Origin of the sequence: Thiocapsa marina 5811 (assembly GCF_000223985.1) — a bacterium.
Lineage (GTDB): Bacteria > Pseudomonadota > Gammaproteobacteria > Chromatiales > Chromatiaceae > Thiocapsa > Thiocapsa marina.
Window position 1 is genome coordinate 65,689 of the sequence record NZ_AFWV01000014.1, and the last position, 24,589, is coordinate 90,277.

A 24,589-nucleotide genomic window follows, 5' to 3' on the forward strand; every position below is an offset into this window, starting at 1 on the left:
GGTAAGGATCCGGAGCCTGATGGGCAGGTGCCTCGTGAGCCCTTGCCGGAGTCGCGGCTGGTTGGCCGACGAAGATAGAATAGGCTCAACACGAACGCAGATGATTGCAAAGATGCCTTACAAAAAGATCTCTTGCGCAATATACTGCTATTTTTTAGAAAAGATTCGGCAGATCGCCAATCTCGACCTCGCACGCCCGACGGGCCGGAGCAACCCGATGAAGCTGGACCGTTACGACCGCCGAATCCTCGAGGAGCTGCAACGCGACGGACGTATCAGCAATCAGGAGCTGGCCGATCGCATCGGCCTCTCACCCTCGCCCTGTCTGCGGCGTGTCCGAGCACTCGAAGAGTCCGGCATCATCCGCGGCTATGCGGCCCTGCTCGATGCCAAGACGCTCGGGTTGAACCTCATGGCCATTCTCAGCATTTCGATGGACAAGCACACCCCGGAGCGCTTCGAGCGTTTCGACGCCGCCGTTGCGGTCATCCCCGAGGTGCAGGAGTGTCTCTTGATCACGGGACGCGATGCCGACTATCAGCTCAAGGTCATCGTGCGCGATATGGATGCCTACCAGGACCTGCTGCTCAACAAGATCACCCGCATCGAAGGGGTGACCGGCGTGCACTCGAGCTTCGTCCTGCGGCGGGTGGTCGAGCGCGCAAGTCTCCCGCTGGATTGAGGCCGAAGGCCCGAGGCCATGTGCGCCCGTGGGTCATCTGCGCGAGGCGCAATCGATCTTGACCTTGGCGCGGCGAGTGCATGAATCACGGCGAAGGCCTCATTCATCACAGAGGCGAGGAGAAACCCATGAACGATCTAAGACTCCAAACCCAGACGCCACAAGGGACGACACGGGATCAAGAGCGCGCGCGCCGGCTCCGCGGTGTTCTGACGGAAGCGTCAATTCGAAACGAAAACGTCCTTTACGCCTGCACAAGGGGCATCAGCCAGAATAACGGATCGTTCGGATTTCGCCCCGCGTATCTCGACGGCGCGAGCGGCGAGGCGGTGCTGTCGCGCTTTGCGAACGGCACCCCGGCGCCCGTGCACCTACTCGACGGCCTGCCCGAGTCCTGGATTCTGGATCGGGATCACGAGGGGCACGTGACCGCGACCCGCCCGGGCATCATCTCCGGATTCATCCGCGATGAGCGCTTCTACACGCGTGAAGAGGCGATCGCGGCAACCGCGCACTAAGTCCGCCGGACCGATCCAACACTTTCTCCGCCGGTGCAGGGACGCACCACCTCCCCGGCCCGCGAACGCCGCCCCCTTCTCATGACACCCGATCGTTCGGGGCGTCCTGCTGGTTGCTCGAGCCGTGCTCCGGAACCGGCGTCGACGTCTCGGCCCCCGGACCGAGATCCTCGAAGACGGCATCGACATCGGGCAAGAGATCGGCGAGCTCGACCCCGTAGACCTCCCAGATCGAGATGAAGAGCGAGGCGATCAGCGGGCCGATAAAGAGCCCGTTGAAGCCGAACATGAAGATGCCGCCGAGCGTGCTCAGAAAGATCATCAGCTCGTGCATCTTGGTGTCGCGCCCCACCAGGATGGGTCGGAGCACGTTGTCGAGGCTGCCGACGACCACCGCGCAGAAGAGCGCCAGTCCGATCGCGCTCCCCGTGTGCCCTTGCACGGCCAGCACGATGCACGCCGGCACCCAGACGAGCGCGGATCCAACGGCCGGAATGATCGACAAGACCACCATGACGGTGCCCCAAAACACCGCGTTTTCGATCCCGGCAACGGCGAAGGCGATGCCGGCCAGCCCACCCTGCAGGAGTCCGATCAGCAGGGTCCCTTTGAGGGTGGCACGGGTCACCGAGGTGAATTTCTGAAGCATCACCCGCTCGTCGGCGCTCTTCAACGGCAGGTAGTAAAGGATCTTGCTCACCAGCTTGTGCCCGTCGATCTGCAGAAAATACATGCTGTAGAGCATCACGAACGCCATGAAGAAGAAGTTCAGGGTGCCCACCGTCAACGAAGAAAGCCCCCCGACGACAAACTTGCTGGCGATCGTGGCCGCCTCGCCGAGACGCTCGATCAGGAGCGAGCGAAGCGGCAGAAGATTCTCGTAGAACGGCAAACCACGCATGCCTTCCATAAAAGCATCCGGATCGGCAAGCCGCTCCTTGAGCCAAGGAACGAAGGTTTGGGTCACATCGAGCGCCTGCCCCACCACGACCGCGACCAGCAACGACAGCGGGATCAACACGACGACCGCCACCACGAGGAGCGTCGTGATCGAGGCCAGACGCGGACTACCCCCCAGACGCGGCTGTAACCAAAGAAACAGCGGGCGTGCCATCGCACTGAAGAGTCCGGCGAGAAAGAGCGCCATCAGGAACTGCTGAATCATCGCGAGAAAGAGTGCGGAGATTCCGAGCGCCATCAGAATGACGACCCACTTATTCACAAGATCTTGATTCATAAAACTCACTTATCCATTTGAAATAGGATGCGCGACGCCCGTGACGCGATCAGGGAGCCCCGACACTGCGCAAAGGCCCGAACCTGGCTTCGAGGCGTGCAGCCGGCCTCTGGATCCATGACCCCAGATGAGCCTGGCCGGTCTCGTCGAGTCGACGGCATCCGTCTCCCGGCAACAGGAGCGGGATCGCCCACGGGGGGCGAAACACCAAGGCGTTCATCGGTGTCGCCCAATCATCGATGATCGCCATCCAGGGCCATTGCAGCGCGTAGGGCTCCTCGGGCCCGAACGCCAAGCAGCTGGTCTCCGCGCTGGCCGTCGCGTTCATCAACCCGTGTGTCGCCGTCCACCAGGCGGCGGACTTCGCCGTCGCGAGCAATGCAATGGTCAGTGCGGCGGCGAGCACCAACCGCGCGAGACGAGGACTGCGGGGAACAGCCGCGAGCGCCGACGGGCGTCGAGCGATTCCGAGCGAGAGCCCCATCAAGAGCAACGCGATCGGGAGGACCAGCCCCGCCTTGAGCTTGATTCCCTCGCCGAAGAGGACATCGACGGCGACGGGGACACCCAATAGAGGCAGCAGCATAAAGGCTGGCCATAGCAGTCGGTCCTCGACAAGCCGGCGACCCCGCCGCCACCCGACAGCGAGACTCAGCGCCGCCAAGCCCCCCGAGACCGCGACCCAGGTCAACAACAGGCCCTGCGGCAAGGTCTCGGGGAGCAGGTACCGGACGGCCGCATCCGGCTCGGCCAGCGAGCGCTCGTAGCCGGTGGCGCCGATCAGCGTCGAGATCACGCGCAAGACGGCCGACACGGCAAAGGCCGCGGCAATCCCGCTCCATGCGCGGGTCCAGGAGCGCTCGATCAGTCCTTCCGAACGGGCGTTCAAGAGCGCAACAATCGTCAAGAACCCCGCCAGCGCGAAGCCCAGCGGGTGCAGAAGAAGCAGCAAAGGGGCCAGGATAGCACCGTAGATCAAGGTCAAACGACGATTCGGTGCCAGCGCCGCGAGGAGGACGAACGGCCAGACGAGGTACAGACTGAAAAGAAGCTCCGAGACCGCGGAGAAATTGATCTGGTTGGCAACGAGAAAGAGCAGCGGGAACAGAATCAACTCCGGTCGGCGCTCGCGCACGATGAGCCAGCACGCGAGCAAAGAGCCCACGGGAAGAGCAACATAGGTCAAGGAAAAGAGGTGACGCAGGAACCCGATATCCTCGGTCAGTCGGGTCGCAGCCAAGGTCGGGAGCTGCGCAAGAACCGAGCCGAGCCGAAGATTCGGAAAGACCGGAACACCGTCGATGGCGAGTTTAAAGAAGTAGTAGGCACCGTCGCCGAAGAGCGGCAGACCGACCAGCGCGATCGGGACATAGGCCAGCACGACAAGCGCAAGGCCGAGCTGCAGTGCCCGTCGCTCGGACAGAACACAGCGGCCGGATCCGGGCAGCGTATGCTCGGGTCTACTCGCAGAGGCAAACGCTTGGACGCTCGGCATGGGATCGGGTCGACTCCGAAAGGGCGATCGACAAGACGGGCGTGACGCACCGCGTGCGGCTATCGTACCGTGAGTCGATGATCGTTTGGCGGAACAAGCGAAGGATAGAGATCGGGCAAAGGCGGCGGCAGGGGCGGCGGCAGGACCGACGGCGTCGCCCCCCATTGCCGCGGCGGCTCGAGGAACCCGGGGTCGGGGAATCCGCCCGGTCCCGGAGGGCCGCCCGGCGGACGGCGCCCGGGATCGCTCGGGCTGCGCTCGGGCTCGGTCGGGCGGAAGCGATAGGGTGTCTCGCCCCAACCGAACGTGAAGTCCTCCGGCAGTCGACGCTCGCCACCAAAGACCCGGTCGTCTGCGTCTCGACCGGTGCCTGCTGCGCCGGGCCAATCCGTCGATCCGCTCTCGCGACTGTCGGTCCAGCCGCCGAAACGACGCAGCTCGCGCTTCTCGAGCGGGCGAAAGCGATAGCCATCGATCACCGAGCCTCCGTCGGGGAGTGCTCTGTAGCGCGAGAATCGGTTGTCGCGCCAGCCTGCCGGCGGCGTCGACGTGTCCGGTAAGGTGAAGGCTTGCGGGCGCGCCGCCTGACCCCTCGTCGCCGGGGCCGAATCGGCAACCGGCTCCCGGTCGCGTAGCGCAACGCCCAAGAACAGGAGGATCAAAGCGGTCGCGACGAAGGTCGCGAGGGAAACCGCCCCGACGATGACGGCGAGCTCAAATCGTTGATTCATCAATGAACACCTGCCTCCCGATCGGCACGAAAGCCGAGACCGCGAGAGACGGGGTCGCGTTGTCATCGAACAGCGACGTCCCGATCGCGTCTCCGCTATGGAACTGTCCTTTCGTCCCCTTAGAAATAGGCCGTCGATGCGCAATACGCAAGCGCTGCCGATGTTTGGAGCGACAAATCGTCGTCGATGGCGACCCGGTGCGAGCGTGTGCTCCGCATCATCGCAGTCGTTGCGGAGAAGAGCGGGTTCCAGGGACCGTCGCGACCATCACACGCTCGGCGAGCGGGCGGGCCGACGGAATGCTCACCCCCTCCGCACGTTGCATGGAACACTGCGCAGGCGATTGCCGGATCCGGAGTTATCCGTCGAGACGCGCCGCAGGCATCGCCGACGGGCCCGGGCGGCCGAACAAATAGCCCTGAAAGGCACGGCAGCCATGTCCGGCCAACCAATCTCGTTGAGCTTCGGTCTCGACCCCTTCGGCGATGACATCGAGTGCGAAGGTTTCACCCAAGGCGATGATGGTCCGCGCGATCGCCGCATCGTTCGCATTGGTCCCGAGATCCCGCACGAAGGAAAGATCGATCTTGAGCTCCTTCAACGGCAGCTGTCCGAGATCGTTCAGAGAGGAATAGCCGGTTCCGAAATCATCGAGCGCGAAACTGATGCCCCGCGCCCCGAGCAGCGACATCTTCGCGATCGTCGCGTCGCGGTCGTCCAGCAAAAGATTCTCGGTGATCTCGAGCTTCAATCGATTGGGATTGCATCCGTGGCGATCGACCGCGGCGAGGACCTGCTCGACGAAATCCGGATGATGAAACTGCAGCGCACTGATATTGATCGCAAGCGTCAGACCGGCTGTTTCGGGCCGTTCGGACCACGCCGCCAGTTGCACACAGGCCATTTCCAAGACCCACCGACCCAGGGGCAAGATCGTCGCGGTCTCCTCGGCCAATCGGATGAAATCAGCCGGCTCGAGCAGTCCACGTTGCGGGTGTTGCCAGCGCAGAAATCCCTCCGCGCCGGTCACCAACCCCGCCACGTCGACCTGGCTTTGGTAATGAAGGAGAAACTCGCCGTGCTCCAAGCCGTGGCGCAGGCTCGTGGCGAGCGCTGCCCGAGCGGACACCTCCACCTGCATCTGCGGGTCGAAAAAACGCAGTGTGTCGCGCCCCGCCGCCTTGGCCCGGTACATGGCCATGTCGGCCTGCTTCATCAACTCCTCGACGCTCTTGGCGTGTCGCCCGAAGAGGGCGACACCCATGCTGGCCGAGCACCGATACTCGCGATGTTCAAACTCGCAGGGCGCACGCAGTGCTGCGAGCAGCTTTTTGGCAAGCACCTCCGCCTGGGACGCGGCCTCGTGCGTTCGAGCACTCAATCGCTCCAACATGACGACGAATTCATCGCCGCCGAGACGGGCGAGGGTGTCGGATTCGCGGATACACGAGGCGAGGCGCTTGGCCACCTGACGCAACAACCGATCGCCCTGATCGTGTCCCTGGGTATCGTTGAGCGTCTTGAAGTCGTCCAGATCGATGAAGATCAGAGCACCCGTGCGATGGTTGCGTCGGCTCGCCGCGATCGCGCGCTCGAGTCGATCCATCAGCAGCCGGCGGTTGGGCAGGCCCGTGAGCGGATCGAAAAACGCGAGATGCTTGATCGCCTCTTCGGCCCGGAGTCGCTCGGTCGTATCCGTGACCAGCGCGACGAAGCGCGGCTCCACGCCGAGGAGCTGCAGGCGAATCTCGGCGGGGTAGCAGCTGCCGTTCTTGCGCCGATGCCGTGTCTCCAACACAACCTGGCTCTTGCTTCCTGCACGCAGCGGATCGAGCAAACGCGAAAAGGTCGGCTGATCATAATCCGGCATCAGATCCAATGGGGTCATCCGCAGGAGCTCGTCCATCCCGTAACCCAGGTTGGCGCGGGCGCCCTGATTGACCTGCTCGAAGCACAAGCGCTCCGGATCGAAGACATAGACCTCGGTCTGTGCCTTCTCGACGATCTCCCCGAGGCGACTGAGCGAGTCACTGGCCGCGCGCCGCGCGGAGATATCGGTGGTTGTTCCGATCATCCGCAGGGGCGTGCCGTCCGCGGCGCGCTCGACCACCTTGCCGCGCCCCAGAGTCCACAGGTAGAGGCCGTCTCGGCGTCGCAGCCTGTGCTCATGGTGAAAGGCCGCTGCGCGGCCACAAAGGTGATGGTCGATTGCATCGGTCAACGCCTGGACGTCCTCCGGATGCAACCGCTCCTTCCAGGCGTCGAGCCGTTCGCAGATGTCCTCCTCGCCGAGCCCCAGGATGCTCTTCCAGCGGGTCGAATAGAAGACCTTGCCGGTACGCAAATCCCAGTCCCAGACGCCGGCATCGCTGCCCTCGAGCGCAAATTTCCAGCGCTCTTCCGCGTCTGCCAGCTCGGCGATCGCCGCGTAATGATCGAGCGCGTAGGAGATATCCCGGGCCAGCTCGGCCAGCAAATCACGTGCGTCGTCGTCCAAGACGTCGCGTTCGCACGCATAGACGCTCAAGACCGCAAACACCCGCCCGCGCATCGTCAGCGGAAGCGATGCCGAGGCTTGCCAACCGAAGCGTCGCGCCGACGCATGCCATGGCCGGGTGACCGGATCGGCTTGGAGGTCGAGGCTCCAATAACCCTCGGCGCCGGCCATGACGCGCGCGAGGGGCTCATCGCTCGGATCGTCCGGCCCCATCGGCGAGGACAGCCCCGCGACCAGCTCGGCTCCGCCCTCGCCTTCTACAGCCAGACACTCGATTCGAGCCTCGCCTGCTCCCGCCCCCGGTCGGCCGATCCAGGCCATATCCAGGCCGCCTTGCATCACCAGCTCGCGACAGACGATCGGCAGCAGCGTGCTCGGATCCTCGGAATGGATGATGGCCTGGTTGCATTCGGTGAGGATGCGATAGAGCCGCGTCAGTCGTTCGATCATGGCAAGACTCTTCTTACGTGCCGTGATGTCGTGCACGCACACCACGACCCCCTCCACGCTCCCCGCCTCGTCGCGCCACGGGATATAGCTCACCTCTCCCCAGCCGGTCCTGACACCTTGCCTCGGAAGCGGTGCCTCGTACACGATCGTTTCGCCGGCGAGACACGCCTCCAGGCGTGGTGCGACCTCCCGCGCGTAGAGATCCCCATCCATGATCTCCTCCACGCGACGACCGATCACCTGCTCGGAGGTCAAGCCCCATGAGCTCAGATAGGACGCATTGACGGCGCGATACCGAAGATCGCGATCCAGATAGGCAAAACGGTCTGCGCTCGCCGCGATCATGCGCCGAAAAAACGCCGGTTCTCCCGTATCCTCCGGCGGGCGGCCGCATCCCTCGAAAACGCACTCGCTCGATGATCCCGCTCCCGGTCTGATCACAGCACGCCTCCCCTGAATCCTGGTCTCGGCGCAGCAACCGCTTATACGCCTTGGGCTCGTCTTCCGAACCGAAACTCCGAGTAGCCTTGTACGGTATGCTCGCCGATGGCCCGTACCGGCGCAAGTCCGCGCATCGGTTTACAAGTCAGTCGATTGTACGGGCGTTGACTTATCCTGCGGCATCCGGCACAACGCGATTCCGACCGGTGCCCTTCGCACGGTAGAGCTGCTCGTCGGCCATCTCGAGCAATCGTTCCGGCTTCTCCCGATCATCGGCCATCAGCACGGCCACGCCGATACTGACCGTCACATGGTCCCCGACGGGAGAATCCAGGTGCGGGACCCCCAAGTCCTCGACCGCAACGCGCAGGGACTCCGCTCGACAAACGGCCCCCTCGATGTCGCAACCGGGCAAGAGGCAAACGAACTCCTCTCCACCGTAGCGAGCGAGCAAGTCGTGTCCGCGATTGGGCACGCCGACGAGTGCTGCGGCGACGGCCCGCAGGCACGCATCACCCTCTTGATGGCCATGACGATCGTTGTAGCGCTTGAAATGATCGACATCCAGGAGGAGCGCAGCAAGCGGCGTGCCGTCGCGTTGCGCTCGGCGCCACTCGATGTGCAAGCGTTCGTCGAAAGCACGACGGTTCGCGATGCCTGTCAGCCCGTCCAAATAGGCCATGTTGCGCAGCAGGTCGGACTGCGCCTTGAGCGTCAGATGGGTTCGAACCCTCGCCCGGACGACCGCGGGATTGGCCGGCTTGCTGATGAAATCGACGCCGCCGGCCTCGAGCGCCTGGGTTTGATCGAGCGCATCGGTCTGCGCCGTGACGAACAGGACGGGGATGTCCGTCGTCGCCTCGTGCTGTTTCAGCGCGCGGCACACTTCAAGCCCGTCCATCCCCGGCATGACAACATCGAGCAGGATCAGATCGGGCGGTGCCCGGCGACAATACGCCAATGCCTGCTCACCGGCGATGGCCGTAAACACCTCGCAATCGTCTTGAAAGATCCGACGCATAGCTTTGATCTGCATTGGCTGGTCGTCGACGATCAACACATGGGGGCGGCGCGAATGGGGCCAGATCGGCGCGGAGGCCTTCGAGACGCCGCTGCTCTGCGTCGCCTCGGGCTCGTCCTGACCGGCGATCGCAGCGGCGTCGCGGCGCTCGAGCGCGTGACGACGCAGACGTTCCAGTTGCGCCTGCGCCTGCTCGAGCGACGCCTTCAGCTCGATACGCATCGCGCGTCCGACAGGAATCCCTTGACTGACGGCACCATCGATCTGCGCAGCGATTGCGTTCAATCGCACGGCGCCGACGGTTCCCGCGAGGCCCTTCAGGGTATGCAGCATGCGACGCGCGCTCGACAGGTCGTCCTCGGCTTCAAGTCGCTCGACCACCTCGGCGAGACCGCCGCTCAACTCCTTCCGAAAGCCCTCGAGAAGATTGAGATAGAAGGCCTCGTCGCCGTCGGCATATTGCCGACCCAAGTCCAGATCGAAACCAGCCAGGGTCGCAGGGAGGCGAGATCCGGGGTCGTTGCGCCGAGGAGCCGCCGCGGAGCGCCCGGGCACGTCGAGGGGCTTGAGCCAGTTCGAAAGCGTCCGATAAAGGGCCCCGCTATCGATCGGCTTGGCCAGATGGGCCGCGACCCCCGCCGCCCGTGCACGCGCGAGATCCTCCTCCATCACAGCCGCCGAGAACGCAATGATCGGCAACTGCGGGTGCCGCTCGTGAATCACTCGCGTGGCCTCGAAGCCGTCCATAACCGGCATCTGCAAGTCCATCAGCACCAGATCGAAGGCGTGCGCATCGACCATGGCCACGGCCTCGGCCCCGTTGTTGGCAAGCGTGACCCGTGCGCCGGTTCGCTCGAGCAGGCGCCTGGCCACCTCCTGATTCAAGGCGTGGTCCTCCGCGACCAGGATCGATGCACCGTCGAACCGCGGCGGGCTCGTGCGCACCGATCCGACCGTGGTGCCGCGCGGCCGCATCTGCGGCGTGCCGACAGCGAGGGGGTGCGCAGACCCAGTGTCCCCGGGGATCGCCTGCAGACGGAGGCTAAAGCGGAAGGTCGAGCCCTGCCCTCGCACGCTCTCGACACCGATCTCTCCGCCCATCAACTCCACGAGCTGTTTCGAAATCGCCAGCCCGAGGCCGGTCCCGCCATACCGACGTGTGATTCCCGACTCCACCTGGCTGAAGCTGGCGAACAACAACCCCAGCTTGTCCGCCGGGATGCCGATACCGGTGTCGCGCACCGAGAAGCCCAGCAAAACCGCATCCGGGGCCGGGACCGCGTTCCCCGAGCCCGCTCCCGCTGCCTGCGGACACACCTCGACCCGGACCTCGACCTCCCCGCTCGGGGTGAACTTGATCGCATTGTCCACCAGGTTCACGAGGATCTGGCGCAAGCGCCCGGCATCTCCGCGCAGGCGTGCCGGCACCTCCTCGGAAACCTCGCAGACAAGCCGCAGCTCCTTGGCGCGGGCCCGTCGGGCGACGATCGCCTCCAGCTCCTGGAGCTGGTTGCGCAGATCGAATTCAACCAGGTCCAGATCCAGCTTGCCGGCCTCGATCTTGGAGAAATCCAGGATATCGTTGATCAGGCCCAACAGGGAGCGGGCGCTGATTCGTGCGCTTTCGGCATAGTCGCGTTGCTCCTCGCTCAGCGCGGTATCGAGCATCAGCTCGAGCATCCCGATGACACCGTTCATCGGGGTACGGATCTCATGGCTCATGTTGGAGAGGAAGGCGCTTTTTGCGCGATTCGCGTCCTCGGCCCGCGCCGCCAGAACCGCCGCTTGCTCGGATGTCTCGGCGAGCCGCCGATTGAGGTCCAAGAGGACGCGCTCGCTCTCCTTACGCGCCGTGACGTCGCGCGCGACGGCGTAGACGCGGTCTTCATGCTGCCTGGCACGCCACTCGATCCACCGATAACCGCCGTTGCGGCAGCGATACCGGTTCTCGAAATTCAGCACCTCCTCGCCCGCGCGCCGTTTTTCGATCATCGCCAGGGTCGGCGCGAGATCCTCGGGATGAACCAGGTCCAGGAAGACGCGCCCCTCGAGCTCACCGATCGGGTATCCCAGCACGCGCTCCCATTCCGGATTGAGTCGAACAAACCGGTTCTCGAGATCGGCAATACACAGAAGATCGCGACTGAAGGCGAAATAGCGGTCGAGCTCCTCGCTCTTCTCGCGCAGGCGTTGGCGCTCGCGCCCCAGCTCCGCTTCGGCCCGACGACGCTCGGTCAGATCGATGACCATGGCGAGGAGCCGACACTCGCGCGGGTCGTCCGTCTCCCCGGGCAGCGCCGCCAGCTCGAGCTCGCCGAAAAAGCCCACCCCGTCGCGACTCGAAAAGGCGAGCTCGGCGACACTCGCACGACCGCCTGCGCAGGCCTGACGCATCGCATCGTAGAGGATCGACTCGCCGCTGCGATCGACAAGTCGCGTCAGATAATGGTGGCGCAGATGCCGCGTACTCAGGCCGAACAGATCGCCGGCGACACGGTTGACCTCGATAATTCGGCCGATACGATCGATGACCAGGCCGGCGATCGGCATGTCCGAGAAGAGGCGCAGATAGCGCTGTACGGCGCGTTCCGTATCCAGTTGAGCCGCACGCAGCTCGTCGTTCTGGATCTCGAGCTCGGCCTGATAGATCCGCAGGTTCTCGATCAGCTTCATCGGATCGACGTCGGACTGCGTCAGATTGCGTGTCGCCCATGCGAGATCGCCCTGCTCGAGCACCGCGCGGGCTTGCTCTTTCAGCGACGACGCCGCGTCCCGAGCCTCCCGGGTGAGACCGTCAGCCGAGCCTGCCGGCTTCGGGGTGCCGGAGCCCGTTGCCGAAGCCTTCTCGGTCGTCGAATCGGATTCGGTCCGCAGGGCATTGTCGCTGGTCATGGGTCGATCATCCGAGGCTCTTCGTGCTCACGGCCACGACCGTCAATGGCGCGCGTGGAGCGTGCACCGCCCCGAGAGCATTCTCGACTGCTCAACGCGCGGCCGAGCGCAGCTTGCATCTGCCGACACCTTAGACCCGCCTGACCTCCCGGCCAAGCCCTACCCGGCAAAAAACAAGGTGCATTCATTGCAAAGCCAGCCGCGTGATCCGTCTCTGAAGATGCCGAAGATCCCGCCCCGCCGAGGTCAGGCGCGAATGACGTGAATGGAGCGCCCCCGGGGACTGATCCGGGTGGCGCTGTCGGTGCGTTCGGCGATCGGCGGCTGTCCGGCACGGCGGTCGAAGATCACCAGCCAGCGGCTGTCCAGTCCCAAGCCGGCGAGATAGTCGTCGAGCTGGATCAGCCCCTCGGCGAGCGGATCGGGGCGGCCGTCGCGCCACACCTTCGGCTCCAGTCCCAGGGTCACCGCCCCATAGCGCAGACACAAATCCATGCGCCCCATGCCGATGGCGTATTCGCACTCCAGGGTGCCGCCGCCGTTGATGACCCGGTGCAGGAAGGCCATGAGCACCAGATGCGGGGCGATCTCGTGATACGGGGCGCTTTTGAGCAGCGGCTCGCCGTGCCGGCGCCAGACGGCGAGGAAGGCATCGAGCAGCGCGGCCGGATCCAGTCGAGACGATCCTGTGCAGGAGGACCCCATGGCGACCATTGAACCGAGCTTGTTTGATTGGCGGGATGTCGAAGCGTGCAGCGACTTGGATCGCTTCTACCTGGCGCGGGATCATCTCCCGGATGCGCGGTTGCTGCAATACCTGGAGGTCATGCGCGGGCCTGGCCGCGACGACTACCCGGTGGCGGCGATGTGGAATGCACTGATCGCCGGGGTGGTTTTCCAGCACCCCTCGTTGGAAGCACTGCTGCGCGAGCTGGCGCGCAACCCCGCGTTGCTGCAGGCGTGCGGCTTTGCGGTCTTGCCGATCCAGCGCAAACCCGTCACGCAGTTGGTGCGCGATCCGGCAAGCGGACGCCTGCAGGCGGTGCGCGAGGCGCCGGCCGATCCGCAGGCGGCGGTGCCCACCAGCTGGAGCTTCTCGCGTTTTCTCGCCAACGTCATTGAATTGGAGGAGACGTTGGGGATGGTGACGGAGATGATCGGGGCCCTGCGCGAGCAGTTGATGGCGGCGTTGCCGGATTTCGGCTGTCATCTCGGCTATGACGGCAAGGCCATCGAGAGCCACAGTACCGGGAGGACCAGTCGCACCACCGGGACAACCTCCGCTCCGGATGCCGATTGGGGTCAGCACGAAACCGGCGGGGTCGACGCGCGCACCGGCAAGGCTTGGAGCAAGGTCAAGAGCTGGTTCGGCTACGGTCTGCACCTGATCGCCGACACCCGCTACGAGATCCCCGTGGCGATGCACCTGACCCCGGCCTCCCACGCCGAGCAGCCCGAACTGCGGGCGATGATCAAGGAGCTGTTCGCCGAGACCCCCGCGTTGGCGCAGCGCTGCGGCGACTTCAGCGCCGATCGCGGTCTGGACAGCGCCGAGACCAAGGCGCTGTTGTGGGATGAGTACGGTATCCGCCCCTTGATCGACACCCGCGAGCTGTGGCGCGAGGAGAAGCAACACCCCGACGACGACCCGTCCAAGCCGATCACGCGCCCCCTCTTCCCCGAGCGGGTCGACACCATCGTGCATACCGAAAAGGGCAGCGTCCACTGCATCTGCCCGCACACCGGCGTGCAGCGCGACTTGGCCTTCCAGGGTTTCGAGGCCGATCGCAACGCCCTGAAATACCGCTGCCCGGCCGCCGCCTACGGGCTCGACTGCCAAGGCCGCGACGCCTGTCATCAAGCCGGCGGCGTCTCGCCCGGCGACTACGGGCGCATCGTGCGGATCCGCCTCGACGAGCACGATCGGCGCATCTTCGTGCCCACGCCCCACGGCAGTCCGAGTTGGCGGCGCGGCTACAACCGGCGCAGCGCACTGGAGCGGATCAACAACCGCATCGACAACAGCTTCGGCTTCGAGCGGCACTTCATTCGGGGGCGGGCGAAGATGACCACCCGCGTCGGCTTGGCCCCGGCGGTCATGATGGCGATGGCCTTGGGGCATGTCCGGCAGGGGCGCATCGAACAGATGCGCTCGTTGGTGCAACCGATTCCCTCGACCGGCTAGAGTTTCCCGTTCGGTCCTCCCGGTCAGGCCGCCGCGACGTCGCCTGCGGGCGAGGCTGTTCGTCGCCAGGACTTATTGAGAGTGGATCGCATTTGCGAGCCCTGGCGCGCTGCCGGGCGTCCGCGACGCTGTGAAAAACCCGCCGTGCCGGCCGGCTTGACCCTCGACGATGCTCACCAGGTCCGGGAAAACGCAGCAGCGCAAATGGCTCACAGCGTCCTGGCCTTGCTGACGGCCCTCCCCGTCGCTAGGGTCCGACCGGCTGGACCGCCCGCCAGACCACCCGCTCCAGCCCGACGCCGACCACTGCAAACAGCCGCAGATCGGTCAGGCCGTAGCGGGCCCGTAAGGCGGCGCCGTAGCGTTGCGCCTGATCCCCGGCCTCCGTCAGTTTTGCCTGGATCAATGGCAGCGCCTCCAATTGCGCCGCGGTGGATTCACGCACCTGCTCCCCGGTCAGGCCCAGATCCTTCAGGCTTAGGTATTTGAATTCCAGCAACAGATCCAGGGCCTGAAACTGCCGCATATCGGATCGGACAATCAGGCTCAGATCGCTATAGCCGTGGTCCACCTCGGTTTCCGAGACCATCATGTACAGCCGGTCATCGAACAGCAGCGTGAGAAAGGCGATCTTCACCAGCAATTCATTGGTCCAACGATAATCCCGATTCGAGAGCACCGGGAGATAACGCTGTTCGATAAAGGCGACCAACGGGGCCAAATCGCCCTTGAGATACACGGTTTCCGCCAGACGCGGGATGGTCTGGCGATCGTCGTAGGTGGGCAGCCAGAGCTCCCGCAACCGTTCGACATAGAGCGAGCGGGCCACCAGATTGGGGATGTTCAGGATCGCCTTGCCCAGCACGCCGCGACCGGCAAAGGTCAGGACCCCGAAGTAATACAGCAGCGAGGCCATGAACGGCTGATCCTTGACCGCGGTCAAGACGTCCGCGACGCCAAAGCGCCGGGCCAGGCGCGGAATGATCACACCCTCCGCACCATTGAGCGCCTGAATCAACACCGCTTCGCCATGCGGAAGCTGCGCGATGTAAGCCAGTTTGCCGCGATCCATCGCCAGATTTTCGTCCAGCATTTCCTTTGGATAGCCACCATCAGTCTGCAAGGCTTTGAGAAAATACAGACTCAGAGTCGGGTTGTAGAGCCGCTCCCCGCCGGTTTCGCTGAAGCAGTAACCGTTGTAGAAGGTGCGCATGGTCTCCAGGGCCTCCGCCGCCGACCAGGAACCGCCTTCCACGGCCATGCGCGCCAGCACGGCGGCGATCTCCGGCTCGGTGAAACCGCACAGATCGTTGAACGTCGCTTTGAGATAGATATTCTCCCCGACGTTATAGCCGCTGGTCATGTCGCTGAGGACGACCGGCGACACCCCGGTGATGAACACCCGATCCAGCCCTAAACCACCCGCCGCCGCTTTTACCGCCTTGAACACGGTTTTCAGCAAGCCCTCGCCATACAGGAGGGCTTCGTAATATTCTTGTTTACGGCCGGCCATCAGCACGTCGTTGGCGAAATTGTCGTATTCGTCAATCAGCAGATAGAGTTTGCGGCCGGCCGCCCGCGTCGCGCTCAGTAGCGATTCCAGCGACGAAATGGCGTTATCCGGGCGCAGCGTCACGGGCTGGGTGAGATGCGTTGCGTAATCGGCGGCAAACTGAGCCATGCGATCATTGAGATGCTGGTGCAACGCCGCTTCGATGTCCTTGATCTCTCCCTGCGCTTTGACCAGCGAGAAGTCCCATTTCATCACGAAATACTGGTTGTGCCGTGGCGTGGGATTCCGGCCGATGGCCAGATGTCCAAACAGCGCCTCGAATTGCGCCGCCCGGTTCACATCGTAGTAGTGCTCCAGCATCGACAGCAGCAGGCTTTTGCCGAAGCGGCGGGGGCGGATGAAGATCAGTTGGTCCCCTGCGGCTTCGAGGAGGGGAATCCGATCGGTACGGTCCTGGTAGAAGTATCCGTCCTGGATGAGCTTGCCGAAATCGCTTAAGCCGTAAGGAAATCGCATGACGGGATCCCTCGCATCAGGGCTGGTTGGACTCCGATCATACCGGAAGCGCCGGTTTTCCGAAGTCGGCCATCTGCGCTCCGTCCGGAAGCGCGCATGCCGCCGGGTTGGGGCTCTCGACTGCAGCGTGCGCGGCGACATCCGGGCACCTGATCAATGAGTTTAAGCCGCGTACCAATCCACGATTCGGGGCGGAGGGCCGCACGTATCGAGCAACAAAAACCATTGAGGGCGAGCCTGGCGAGGCGCGTTGCGGCAGTGTGTATCGAGCGCCAACGGCGCGACCGATGCAGCCCGGGGCTGCGCCCCGGGTTGCCATCAACCGAAATCCTTGAGCCCTGAAAGGGCGGTCTAAAGATGTGCCCTGCCGGGCCGGGGCGTTTGTCACCGTTCGGCCCCTCCCTGAAACGCGCGCCTGAGATCACCATATCAAGGCGTTGGGCCGCCCCTTCAGGGCTTGAGCGGGCGGGACGCGGCGGTGGCCGACGCGGAGTGCTCGAGGCCGGTGAAACCCCGATCGGACACCCGGAGCCGCGTGGGCCGGCAACACCGCCTCTAAGCAAGCAGATCGCTCAGTTGAGGGTGAGGCTAGAGCAGTTGGAGACCGGAGCGACGTCGGTCACCGTTTGACGACATTGCACCCCCAGCCGTAATCCGAATGCCCCGGACCGACGGCGTGAGCGTCTCGAACCCCGACGCCGGACACGATCCGGATCCATCGCGAGGCTGCGCAGGCTACGAGCCAAGAATCGCCCCTTCGCACCTCGCGTGATCGTTATTAGAAATCGATTGATATAACGCAATCGTCGTGAGCGATGAGCGACATCGCAACAAACGACTTCATGCGTCCATCACCGATCGCTAATCTAGCGTCAACCTCACGCGAGGGATGACGCAACAACCACTGAATACCTGGAGATCGACCCATGACCAACGAGACCATGACCGCCCCCGCCATGCCGCGTCTGAACGAGCCGGCGCCGGCCTTCGATGCCCCCACCACTCACGGCCGCAAGACCCTGGAAGACTATCGCGGCAAGTGGCTGGTGCTCTTCTCGCACCCGGCCGACTTCACGCCGGTCTGTACCACCGAGTTCATGGGCTTCGCCCGCCGCCATGCCGATTTCCAGGCGATCGACTGCGATCTGCTCGGCCTTTCCATCGACAGCCACTACAGCCACGTCGCCTGGGTGCGCAACATCAAGGAGAAGTTCGACGTGGAGATCGGGTTTCCGATCATCGCCGATCTCTCCATGCAGGTCGCCAAGGCCTACGGCATGATCCAGCCCGGCGCGAGCGACACCTCTGCGGTGCGCGCCACCTTCGTGATCGACCCGCAAGGCGTGCTGCGCGCGATGCTCTACTATCCGATGAGCAACGGCCGCTCCATCGACGAGATCCTGCGTCTGGTGAAGGCCATGCAGACCTCCGACGCCTACAAGGTCGCCACGCCCGAGAACTGGCAGCCGGGCGAGCAGGTCATCGTCCCGCCGCCGGGCAGCGTGGAGGAGGCGAACGCACGGGTCGCGAGCGACGAGTACGACTGCGTGGACTGGTACTTCTGCAAGAGATCGCTCTGAGCCTGCGCACGAAACGGGCTTGAACGGCGCACAGCCCCGGCCGAAAGGCCGGGGCTTTTTTGCGTTCGGGGCTTCTTGCCGTGAAGCCGCGAAGGTCCGGCACTCGCAGGTTGTGAAGCTCGGAGGCGAACGCGATCGACTGCAGCGGAGCATCTGAAACCGACGCCGTTCCGGATTCCGGGCGAGTCGATTGGCGTTCACCTGCCGGATCCTGGCCAAAACCTTCCCGAGCGAGTGACCATTCGGCGTACGCGAAATCCCTCTGACCGGCGGCATCTCGCAGGCTATGCCCCGCACGCCCCGTCAATGTCGATGCGCACACAGTTGCGGCCGGCCGCCTTTGCGGCATAGAGCGCGGAATCGGCGCGTGCGAGGAGATTGCTTGCGAGCTCGAGGCCGAAATCCCGGTGTGCGCCCGCGATGTCGTCGTCGTTCAGCGCCGTCTCATGCGGCATGGATGGGATGGTACTGGCTACGCCGATACTCACTGTCAGGTAGGGCGCGGTGTTGGATCGCTCATGAGGGATGCGCCGCGCGCGGACCGCCGCGCAGAGCTTTTCGGCGAGGCCTGCCGCTTGCTCCGGCGGCGTGGCGGGCAGCAGGATCGAGAATTTTTCGCCGCCGAATCGCGCGACGAGGTCACCTGCACGGGCAGCCGTGTCGACGAAGATGGCGGCCACCTCGCGCAAACACTCATCCCCCTTGAGATGTCCGTAATGGTCGTTGTATGCCTTGAAATGATCGATATCGATCATCAGCAGCGAGCTGAGCTCTTGGCGGCGGAAGGTATCTTGCCACGTTCGAGCGAGCTGCTCGTCGAGCGCGCGCCGATTGGCCAAGCCCGTTAGGGGGTCTCGCTGTCCGAGATCGCGCAGCAAGTCGTTTTGCGCCTTGAGCCGCAGGTGCGTCTCGATGCGAGCGCGCACCACGGGCGGATTGATCGGTTTGCTGATGAAATCACGGGCACCGAGCGCGAGGGCTTTCACCTCCTTTGCTGCATCGTTCTCCGCAGTGACAAAGATCACTGCCGTCTCGGGATACCGGCTCTGGATCGCTCGACAGGTCTCGAAACCGTCGAGATTCGGCATGATCGCGTCCAAGAGTACAAGGTCAACCCGGCTCTGCGCCAAGCGCTGAAGGGCATCGTATCCATCGGTCGCGAAGCGCAATTCGCCCAGGCCGTCCAAGGCCATGTGAAGGACCGGAATCGCCGAGAGATCGTCATCGACGATGAGGATGCGCGGTTCTGGCTGCATCGCCGGTGGCCGATCCGCGACCTGCAGTCGGCGTGATCTCTTTGAATGCGGCTCCAGGATCGACAATGCCTCTGCGAAACGGCAGACGCGTATCGCACGGCGCAGCGCGGGCATGACCGCGTCATCCAAGACTGAAGCCAATTCTTGCCGATGCGATTCGAACAGGCGCAGTGCGCTCAGGTCTTGATCCTGAAGTGCGCGGTTGAGCCGGCTCAGCACCTCGTCGATGAGGGCCGGCGAGACCTTGGATGCCTGTAAAGCTTCAGCGGGGTTGGACCGCCAGGGGATACTCGCCTCGATCAGTCCGGCAATTTGAGCCGCCAATGCATCCAGGCGTGCATCGAGATCCGATTCTCCGTTGCGGATGGCGGATTCGAGCGCGGAGGCCGAGCGCATCAGGTCCATTGCGCCCAATTGCCCCGCATTTGCACGTAGGGTGTGCATGCGTCGTGCCGCGCCGTCGCGCTCATCGCGAGCCAGATCAAGCCTGGTCAGGGGGATGAGGTCACGATTCTGCTCGGCGAAGGTCTCCAACAGGCTCAGGAATAACCCCCGATCAGAACTGGTCCCCGAGACGGCGCTTGGCTTATCGATCCCGGCGATGATCGGAAAATCGCCGATATCACCCTGGACGATAGGCGGCCGGCTGGCTGCTCGTTTCGTTTCGATCGATGACTCGCCACCCGGTTGGATTCGGTCGTCCGCCTCCGATCCTGCGTCGCCGGGGATCCAACGCATGAGGCAGCGCGTGAGCTGCTCGAGGTCGATCGGTTTGGGTAACACCTCGTTGACCCCGGCGGCCCGGGCGGCGGCTTGCTCCTCGGCCATGACTCCCGCGGTGACGGCGATGACGGGGAGATCATGCAAATGCAGATCCCCACGGATCAGACGTGTAGCCGTCAGTCCATCCATGACCGGCATCTGAACGTCCATCAGGATGGCATCGATGTCACCCGAACCGTCCTCGAGCCACGCGATCGCTTGTCCGCCATCGTCGAGTAGGGTCGTCCTCGCGCCCTCGATCCGCAACATCCGTTCGATCAATAACCGATTCATTGCGCTGTCGTCGACCACGAGGTAGTGACGACCGCTCAGCCGCGGCATCTGCGGTTGATCCGAGGCATCGGCCGCGCGAAGCTCGGTGCGCTCTGCCGCACCACGGACGACTGCAAGCTCGAACCAGAATTGACTGCCGTGCTGGATCTGGCTATCCGCGCCGATCGTGCCGCCCATCAGATCGACCAACAATTTGCTGATGGCGAGACCGAGGCCGGTCCCGCCGAATCGGCGGGTGATCCCCGTGTCCGCCTGCGTAAAGGGCGTGAAGAGTCCGGCGAGGGCCTCGGGAGCGATACCGATACCCGTGTCTCGGATCTCGAAGCGAAGTCTGACCCGATCATCGTCATCCGGCCCATGCTGGACCAGGATGCTCACCGAGCCCTGCTCGGTGAATTTGATCGCATTGCCCACCAGGTTGCTGAGGATTTGCTCGATGCGCAGAGCGTCGCCGATCAGTGTGTCCTCGAGTGCGGGCAACACCTGGATGCACAGGTCGATCCCTTTTTGCCGTGCGATCGGGTGATGGAGACCGTCGATCTTCGACAGGAGCGTGCTGAGATCGAATGGATGTTGCTCGATGGCGAGTTGTCCGGCCTCGATCTTGGAGAGATCCAGGATGTCGTTGACGACACGCAGCAATGAGGCGCCGGCCTCATTGATCCGTCTCAGGAGGTCGTGCTGGGGGTCGGTCAGCGACTCGTAGCCAAGCAGCTGAGCGACGCCGAGCACCGCATTGAGCGGTGTGCGGATCTCGTGGCTCATGTTGGCCAGAAAGGCGCTCTTGGTCCGTTCGAGTCGTTCTGCCTTCTGCTTTGCCTGGAGCAGCGCCAGCTCTGTTTGATGGCGTTGCGTGATGTCGACGAAGGTGCCGATGACGACGTCATCGAGCGGGAGAGCACTCATCTCGACCCTGCGTCGGCTACCGTCCCGACATGTGATCTCCCAATCAATGGGCTTGACGAGAGACTTGTCGGCGATCGCCGTGTCGAGATTTCGCTCCAGACGGCCAAAGACCTCCGCTCGGTAGGCCGGATCCGGACTGGTCAGCTCCGACAAGGTTCGAAGCGTCGGAATCTCCGAGATCCGATAACCGAAGACGGCTGTAAAGGCGTGGTTGACGATGGTCAGCGAGGCATCTCCGGCAAGACGCGCGACGATGACCGGAATCGGTAAGTTCTCGAGCACCCTGCGGAGCTCGGCCTCTTTCGCGGCCAAACCCTGTTCGGCGAGCTTGCGCTCCGTGATGTCGGTCACGGTAATCAGGAGCTCATCGTCGAGAACGACGGCCTTGATCAGCACGTCACGGGCGCGACCGTCCTTGCATCTGACCGCGAACTCCATGGACTCGATTTGTCCCGCAGTCTCAATCGCACGCTCAAGGGCTGCATCCCAGACGGAAAAGACCTCGTGTCGATAGACGTCGTCCGGATAAGCGAGCAGCGCCCAGTGCGTGACCGTCGGGATGTCATCCAGGGTATAGCCGAATTGGCGAACGAACTGCTCGTTGATGAAGGCCAGTTTGTGTTCATCGTCCAGTTTCTGAATCGCGATCGCAATCGGCAGGCCATCGATCAGACGCTGCAATTTCGGCGCAGATGCGATCCCATCGCCATTGGACCGATCGAAAATGGTCACTGTGTCAACCATCCAGCAGGTGCATTTCAATCAGTCGGAGTTTGATGGAAATCACCACAAATTCACTCCATAGAAAAAAGACAACCTTCCAACGCCTTGAAACTCAACTCCTGCTTGAACTTAAAATGTGTACACCGCCGATTTCAAGTTAAGAATTGTAAAGCCATCGACCGATTTCATCTGAATCCTTCTGCCAGCAGTCCAACGCAAGGCACGGAAGCTTCGGCTATGATTTCCACCATGGTCGATGACAGGATTACATCGGACGTCATACACGCCCTCTCCATCTTGGGCAGATCCAACCCGTCACGGGTGACGACATCACGCGCCGGGCATCTAGGGTATGGGTTGGGAGCCATAAGGTCGGTCATGGGAACCTACTCCCCGTTGTACAGGGCATACCGACGCAGCGTCGGCACCAACTGCTTGAAGAAGCTGACGCCCAGCTCGTGTGCTGGATGCCGATGATGGGCCTCGACCCGACCGGCACTGAGCGCAAAAAACAGCAGGGCCGCCCCGCCGGGACTTTCCGGCGGTCTTGAGGGAATGGGTTTCGAGATCGAGACTGCGCCTACAGCCAGTCGTGCAACGCGGAGTCCCTCTGTAGGTCGTGGGGATCCGCATATCGCGAGGAGGCGCCTCGTGCGTGGTCGGCAATCTGCCGAAAGGCAGGATGCGAGGTCGCGACATAGTTCATGATGATCGCAGGCGCCAGGGTTGGCAAGATCTCGCGTCCGCCAGTATCAACGATCTTTTGCTTGACGCCGTGGAATGGCGAACCGCCGAGATACTTCTCGGAGTACGCCCGAAGAAGATCCGCATGCCTAAGCGTTGTGACGGAGGAGAAGTTCCGCCTCACATAGAAGAGCCCATGCGCTGAAAAATGGATCTCGTCGCGAATTCGGTAATCCTCGAGCCGATAGCGGTAGACGAGGATCGCTGCCGTCACGGGATTGGGAGAATGGATCGAATGTCCCGGACGACCGAGCACGTCGATGACCTTTTTCCGGGATTCGCCGAACTCGAATTTGCGATGGATCAGGATGGTACGGCTCGATATTAATGGAGAATAACTGGAAGACGATGCCAGCAACTGCGAGTACGCGGACACACGGTCATATTGCTCTCTGACCTGGTCTTCATAGCGAATCCGAGCACGACTTCGTCGAACAACGGGTAAGAAATCAAACATAGTTAACCGATATTGAGGGGACGACAGGGACGTTGATGGGTGCGTTACTCGTCTTGCAAATGACTCAGGCGGACCGAGCCAGGGAAGACAAGGGGAGCACGACTTCTGTCGGCCGGCCGAGAATCTGGATCAACAAACGCGCACGATCCTCGCCGTCATAGGCATCAAAGATCGCATCCAGCTCATTCAAGACCCCTGCGTTGACGCGAAGGACCTGCCCCGGCTGAAATACGGGCTGAACCGGCGCCGTCGCGAGACGTTGCCGGATACACTCGATCAGTACGTCGGAAACAGGAAGCGGCTCGTTCCCGAACGACACCAATCGGCAAACACCGAAGGTGGAGCGCAGCGGAGACCAATCGTCGATCCAACGGCGCAGCTGAATGAAGAGGTAGTTCGTGAAGAGCGAGTCTTCGACAGCCTGACGTTTTCCTTGCCGAACGCGTTCGAGCAGAATCCTTGGGTGATAGACGACATAGCCTTGACGCATGAGATTGATCTCGGCTCGTTGCGCTTGTCGCGGCTTGGACTGAACCACATACCAGCGAGCGGACTCGACGGGTTGCTCCTTGTCCATCAAGCAGCCTCCCTCTCGCTAAGGGCAACATGCCCGAGATTCCGTAAGTTTCGGCGTTTTCTGTATGACCAACGCAACACCCCCGGCACAATCCGATGCGACGCGAAGTAGAGACAAACAATCAGGAAAAAGGCATAGAAGAGCATGGCTTCGGGGATGGAACGTGCCGTTGCCGAAACGGCAATCGCGGCCATGAGAACAGCGCCCGAAAGGATGACGCGCAGGGTGTTCTTCGGACATCCGAAAGCGCGCAACAGGTCATGGTGCAGATGCCGACGATCTGCCGCAAAAGGTGATCGGCCGCGCCGTATGCGTCGCGCCATGACGCCGAAGGTATCCAAGAGCGGGATTGCGGTCAGCCAGAGGGCGGCAACCGGCGCGATGTCGGACGCCGTCGCTTGCGTGACCTCGATCATCGTCCAGGCCACCAGGTATCCCATGAGCATGCTTCCGGCATCGCCCAAGAAGACGCGATGTCGCGTCACTCCGAGGATCCCCAGGTTATGCACAAGGAACGGTAAGAGTGCGATGCAAACCAAGGCGACCGGCAGGCGCGACGTCTCCGCAACCCCGGGCATCGCAAGCACGCCTCCCAATGCGATCAACGCGAGCCCGCCGGCGAGCCCGTCCATCCCATCGATCATATTGAAGGCGTTGATCATGCCGACGATCGCAATCATGGTCACCGGAACGGCCATGATGCCGAGCTCCACCGGACCCGTTCCGAAGATGTCGCCGAGCGAGTCGAGTCGGACATCCGTCCCGAAGATGAGCAGAAGCGCACTTGTCGCCTGACCGGCAAAACGGATGCGGACGCCGAGGTGAAAGCGATCATCCATTGTGCCGACGACAACCAACACTCCGGCGCCAAGGAGCAGGAAAAGAGCGTGCGTACACAGCGGAAACCACCAAGAAGCGCCCGCCAGGATGCCGCCGTAGATCGCGATTCCCCCAACGACCGGGACCGGCACTGAATGGCGTTTGCGTCTTTGGTCGGGGCGGTCAATCAAACCCATACGATCAGCAAGTGGATGGAGGACGCGCAGAAGAATCCAGACCACGAGCAACGTCGATAGAAGGGAGACAAACACCCGCATCATCTCGGCCCGGAC

15 protein-coding genes are annotated in these 24,589 nt (G+C 63.1%); 4 read left to right on the forward strand and 11 right to left on the reverse strand.

All coding sequences use genetic code 11. The features are described 5' to 3' along the window. Window positions 1–217: 217 nt before the first annotated feature. Window positions 218–682, forward strand: coding sequence for an Lrp/AsnC family transcriptional regulator (locus THIMADRAFT_RS19340; RefSeq protein ID WP_007194787.1), 465 nt, complete (start codon window positions 218–220; stop codon window positions 680–682). Between the two features lie 128 nt (window positions 683–810). After that, complete coding sequence (locus THIMADRAFT_RS19345; RefSeq protein ID WP_007194788.1) at window positions 811–1,200, forward strand: hypothetical protein; 390 nt, start codon at window positions 811–813, stop codon at window positions 1,198–1,200. 79 nt (window positions 1,201–1,279) lie between these two features. On the opposite strand, the gene THIMADRAFT_RS19350 is transcribed toward THIMADRAFT_RS19345, so the two are convergent. From THIMADRAFT_RS19350 to THIMADRAFT_RS19380, 6 genes are all read right to left on the reverse strand, one after another. Beyond that, window positions 1,280–2,437 carry an AI-2E family transporter gene (locus tag THIMADRAFT_RS19350; protein WP_007194789.1) on the reverse strand — a complete coding sequence of 386 codons (1,158 nt, stop codon included), beginning with the start codon at window positions 2,435–2,437 and terminating at the stop codon, window positions 1,280–1,282. Window positions 2,438–2,486: 49 nt separating this feature from the next. Continuing rightward, window positions 2,487–3,932, reverse strand: coding sequence for a hypothetical protein (locus tag THIMADRAFT_RS19355; RefSeq protein WP_007194790.1), 1,446 nt, complete (start codon window positions 3,930–3,932; stop codon window positions 2,487–2,489). A 59-nt stretch (window positions 3,933–3,991) separates the two neighbouring features. Beyond that, window positions 3,992–4,663: a hypothetical protein gene (locus THIMADRAFT_RS27525; protein WP_007194791.1), complete on the reverse strand. Its 672-nt coding sequence runs from the start codon at window positions 4,661–4,663 to the stop codon at window positions 3,992–3,994. Between the two features lie 358 nt (window positions 4,664–5,021). After that, window positions 5,022–8,051: an EAL domain-containing protein gene (locus THIMADRAFT_RS19365; protein WP_007194792.1), complete on the reverse strand. Its 3,030-nt coding sequence runs from the start codon at window positions 8,049–8,051 to the stop codon at window positions 5,022–5,024. Window positions 8,052–8,220: 169 nt separating this feature from the next. Beyond that, window positions 8,221–11,964, reverse strand: coding sequence for a response regulator (locus tag THIMADRAFT_RS25885; protein WP_007194793.1), 3,744 nt, complete (start codon window positions 11,962–11,964; stop codon window positions 8,221–8,223). Between the two features lie 246 nt (window positions 11,965–12,210). Then, window positions 12,211–12,669: a hypothetical protein gene (locus tag THIMADRAFT_RS19380; protein WP_040732585.1), complete on the reverse strand. Its 459-nt coding sequence runs from the start codon at window positions 12,667–12,669 to the stop codon at window positions 12,211–12,213. On the opposite strand from THIMADRAFT_RS19380, the gene THIMADRAFT_RS19385 reads away from it, so the two are divergent. Continuing rightward, window positions 12,668–14,149 (forward strand): transposase, encoded by a 1,482-nt coding sequence (locus THIMADRAFT_RS19385; RefSeq protein WP_040732591.1) that lies wholly within the window; start codon window positions 12,668–12,670, stop codon window positions 14,147–14,149. The two genes, THIMADRAFT_RS19380 and THIMADRAFT_RS19385, sit on opposite strands and share 2 nt — an antisense overlap. Before the next feature lie 247 nt (window positions 14,150–14,396). On the opposite strand, the gene THIMADRAFT_RS19390 is transcribed toward THIMADRAFT_RS19385, so the two are convergent. Then, a complete protein-coding gene (locus THIMADRAFT_RS19390; RefSeq protein WP_007194796.1) occupies window positions 14,397–16,178 on the reverse strand; it encodes an AAA family ATPase in 1,782 nt (593 codons plus the stop codon). Window positions 16,179–17,104: 926 nt separating this feature from the next. Between THIMADRAFT_RS19390 and THIMADRAFT_RS19395 the strand changes: the two genes are divergently transcribed. Then, window positions 17,105–17,758, forward strand: coding sequence for a peroxiredoxin (locus tag THIMADRAFT_RS19395; RefSeq protein ID WP_007194797.1), 654 nt, complete (start codon window positions 17,105–17,107; stop codon window positions 17,756–17,758). Window positions 17,759–18,042: 284 nt separating this feature from the next. On the opposite strand, the gene THIMADRAFT_RS24965 is transcribed toward THIMADRAFT_RS19395, so the two are convergent. The 4 genes from THIMADRAFT_RS24965 to THIMADRAFT_RS19415 form a co-directional block, all read right to left on the reverse strand. Continuing rightward, the gene (locus THIMADRAFT_RS24965) at window positions 18,043–21,708 is read right to left on the reverse strand and encodes a response regulator (RefSeq protein ID WP_050799635.1); all 3,666 of its coding nucleotides are present in this window, start codon (window positions 21,706–21,708) and stop codon (window positions 18,043–18,045) included. A gap of 571 nt (window positions 21,709–22,279) precedes the next feature. Beyond that, window positions 22,280–22,900 (reverse strand): hypothetical protein, encoded by a 621-nt coding sequence (locus tag THIMADRAFT_RS26805; protein ID WP_007194800.1) that lies wholly within the window; start codon window positions 22,898–22,900, stop codon window positions 22,280–22,282. A 64-nt stretch (window positions 22,901–22,964) separates the two neighbouring features. Beyond that, on the reverse strand, window positions 22,965–23,477 hold the full coding sequence (locus tag THIMADRAFT_RS19410; protein WP_007194801.1) for a transcription termination/antitermination NusG family protein: 513 nt from the start codon (window positions 23,475–23,477) through the stop codon (window positions 22,965–22,967). Continuing rightward, window positions 23,477–24,577, reverse strand: a complete 1,101-nt coding sequence (locus tag THIMADRAFT_RS19415) for an undecaprenyl-phosphate alpha-N-acetylglucosaminyl 1-phosphate transferase (RefSeq protein ID WP_007194802.1) — start codon at window positions 24,575–24,577, stop codon at window positions 23,477–23,479. Before THIMADRAFT_RS19415 ends, THIMADRAFT_RS19410 begins: the two co-directional genes overlap by 1 nt. Window positions 24,578–24,589: the final 12 nt, after the last annotated feature.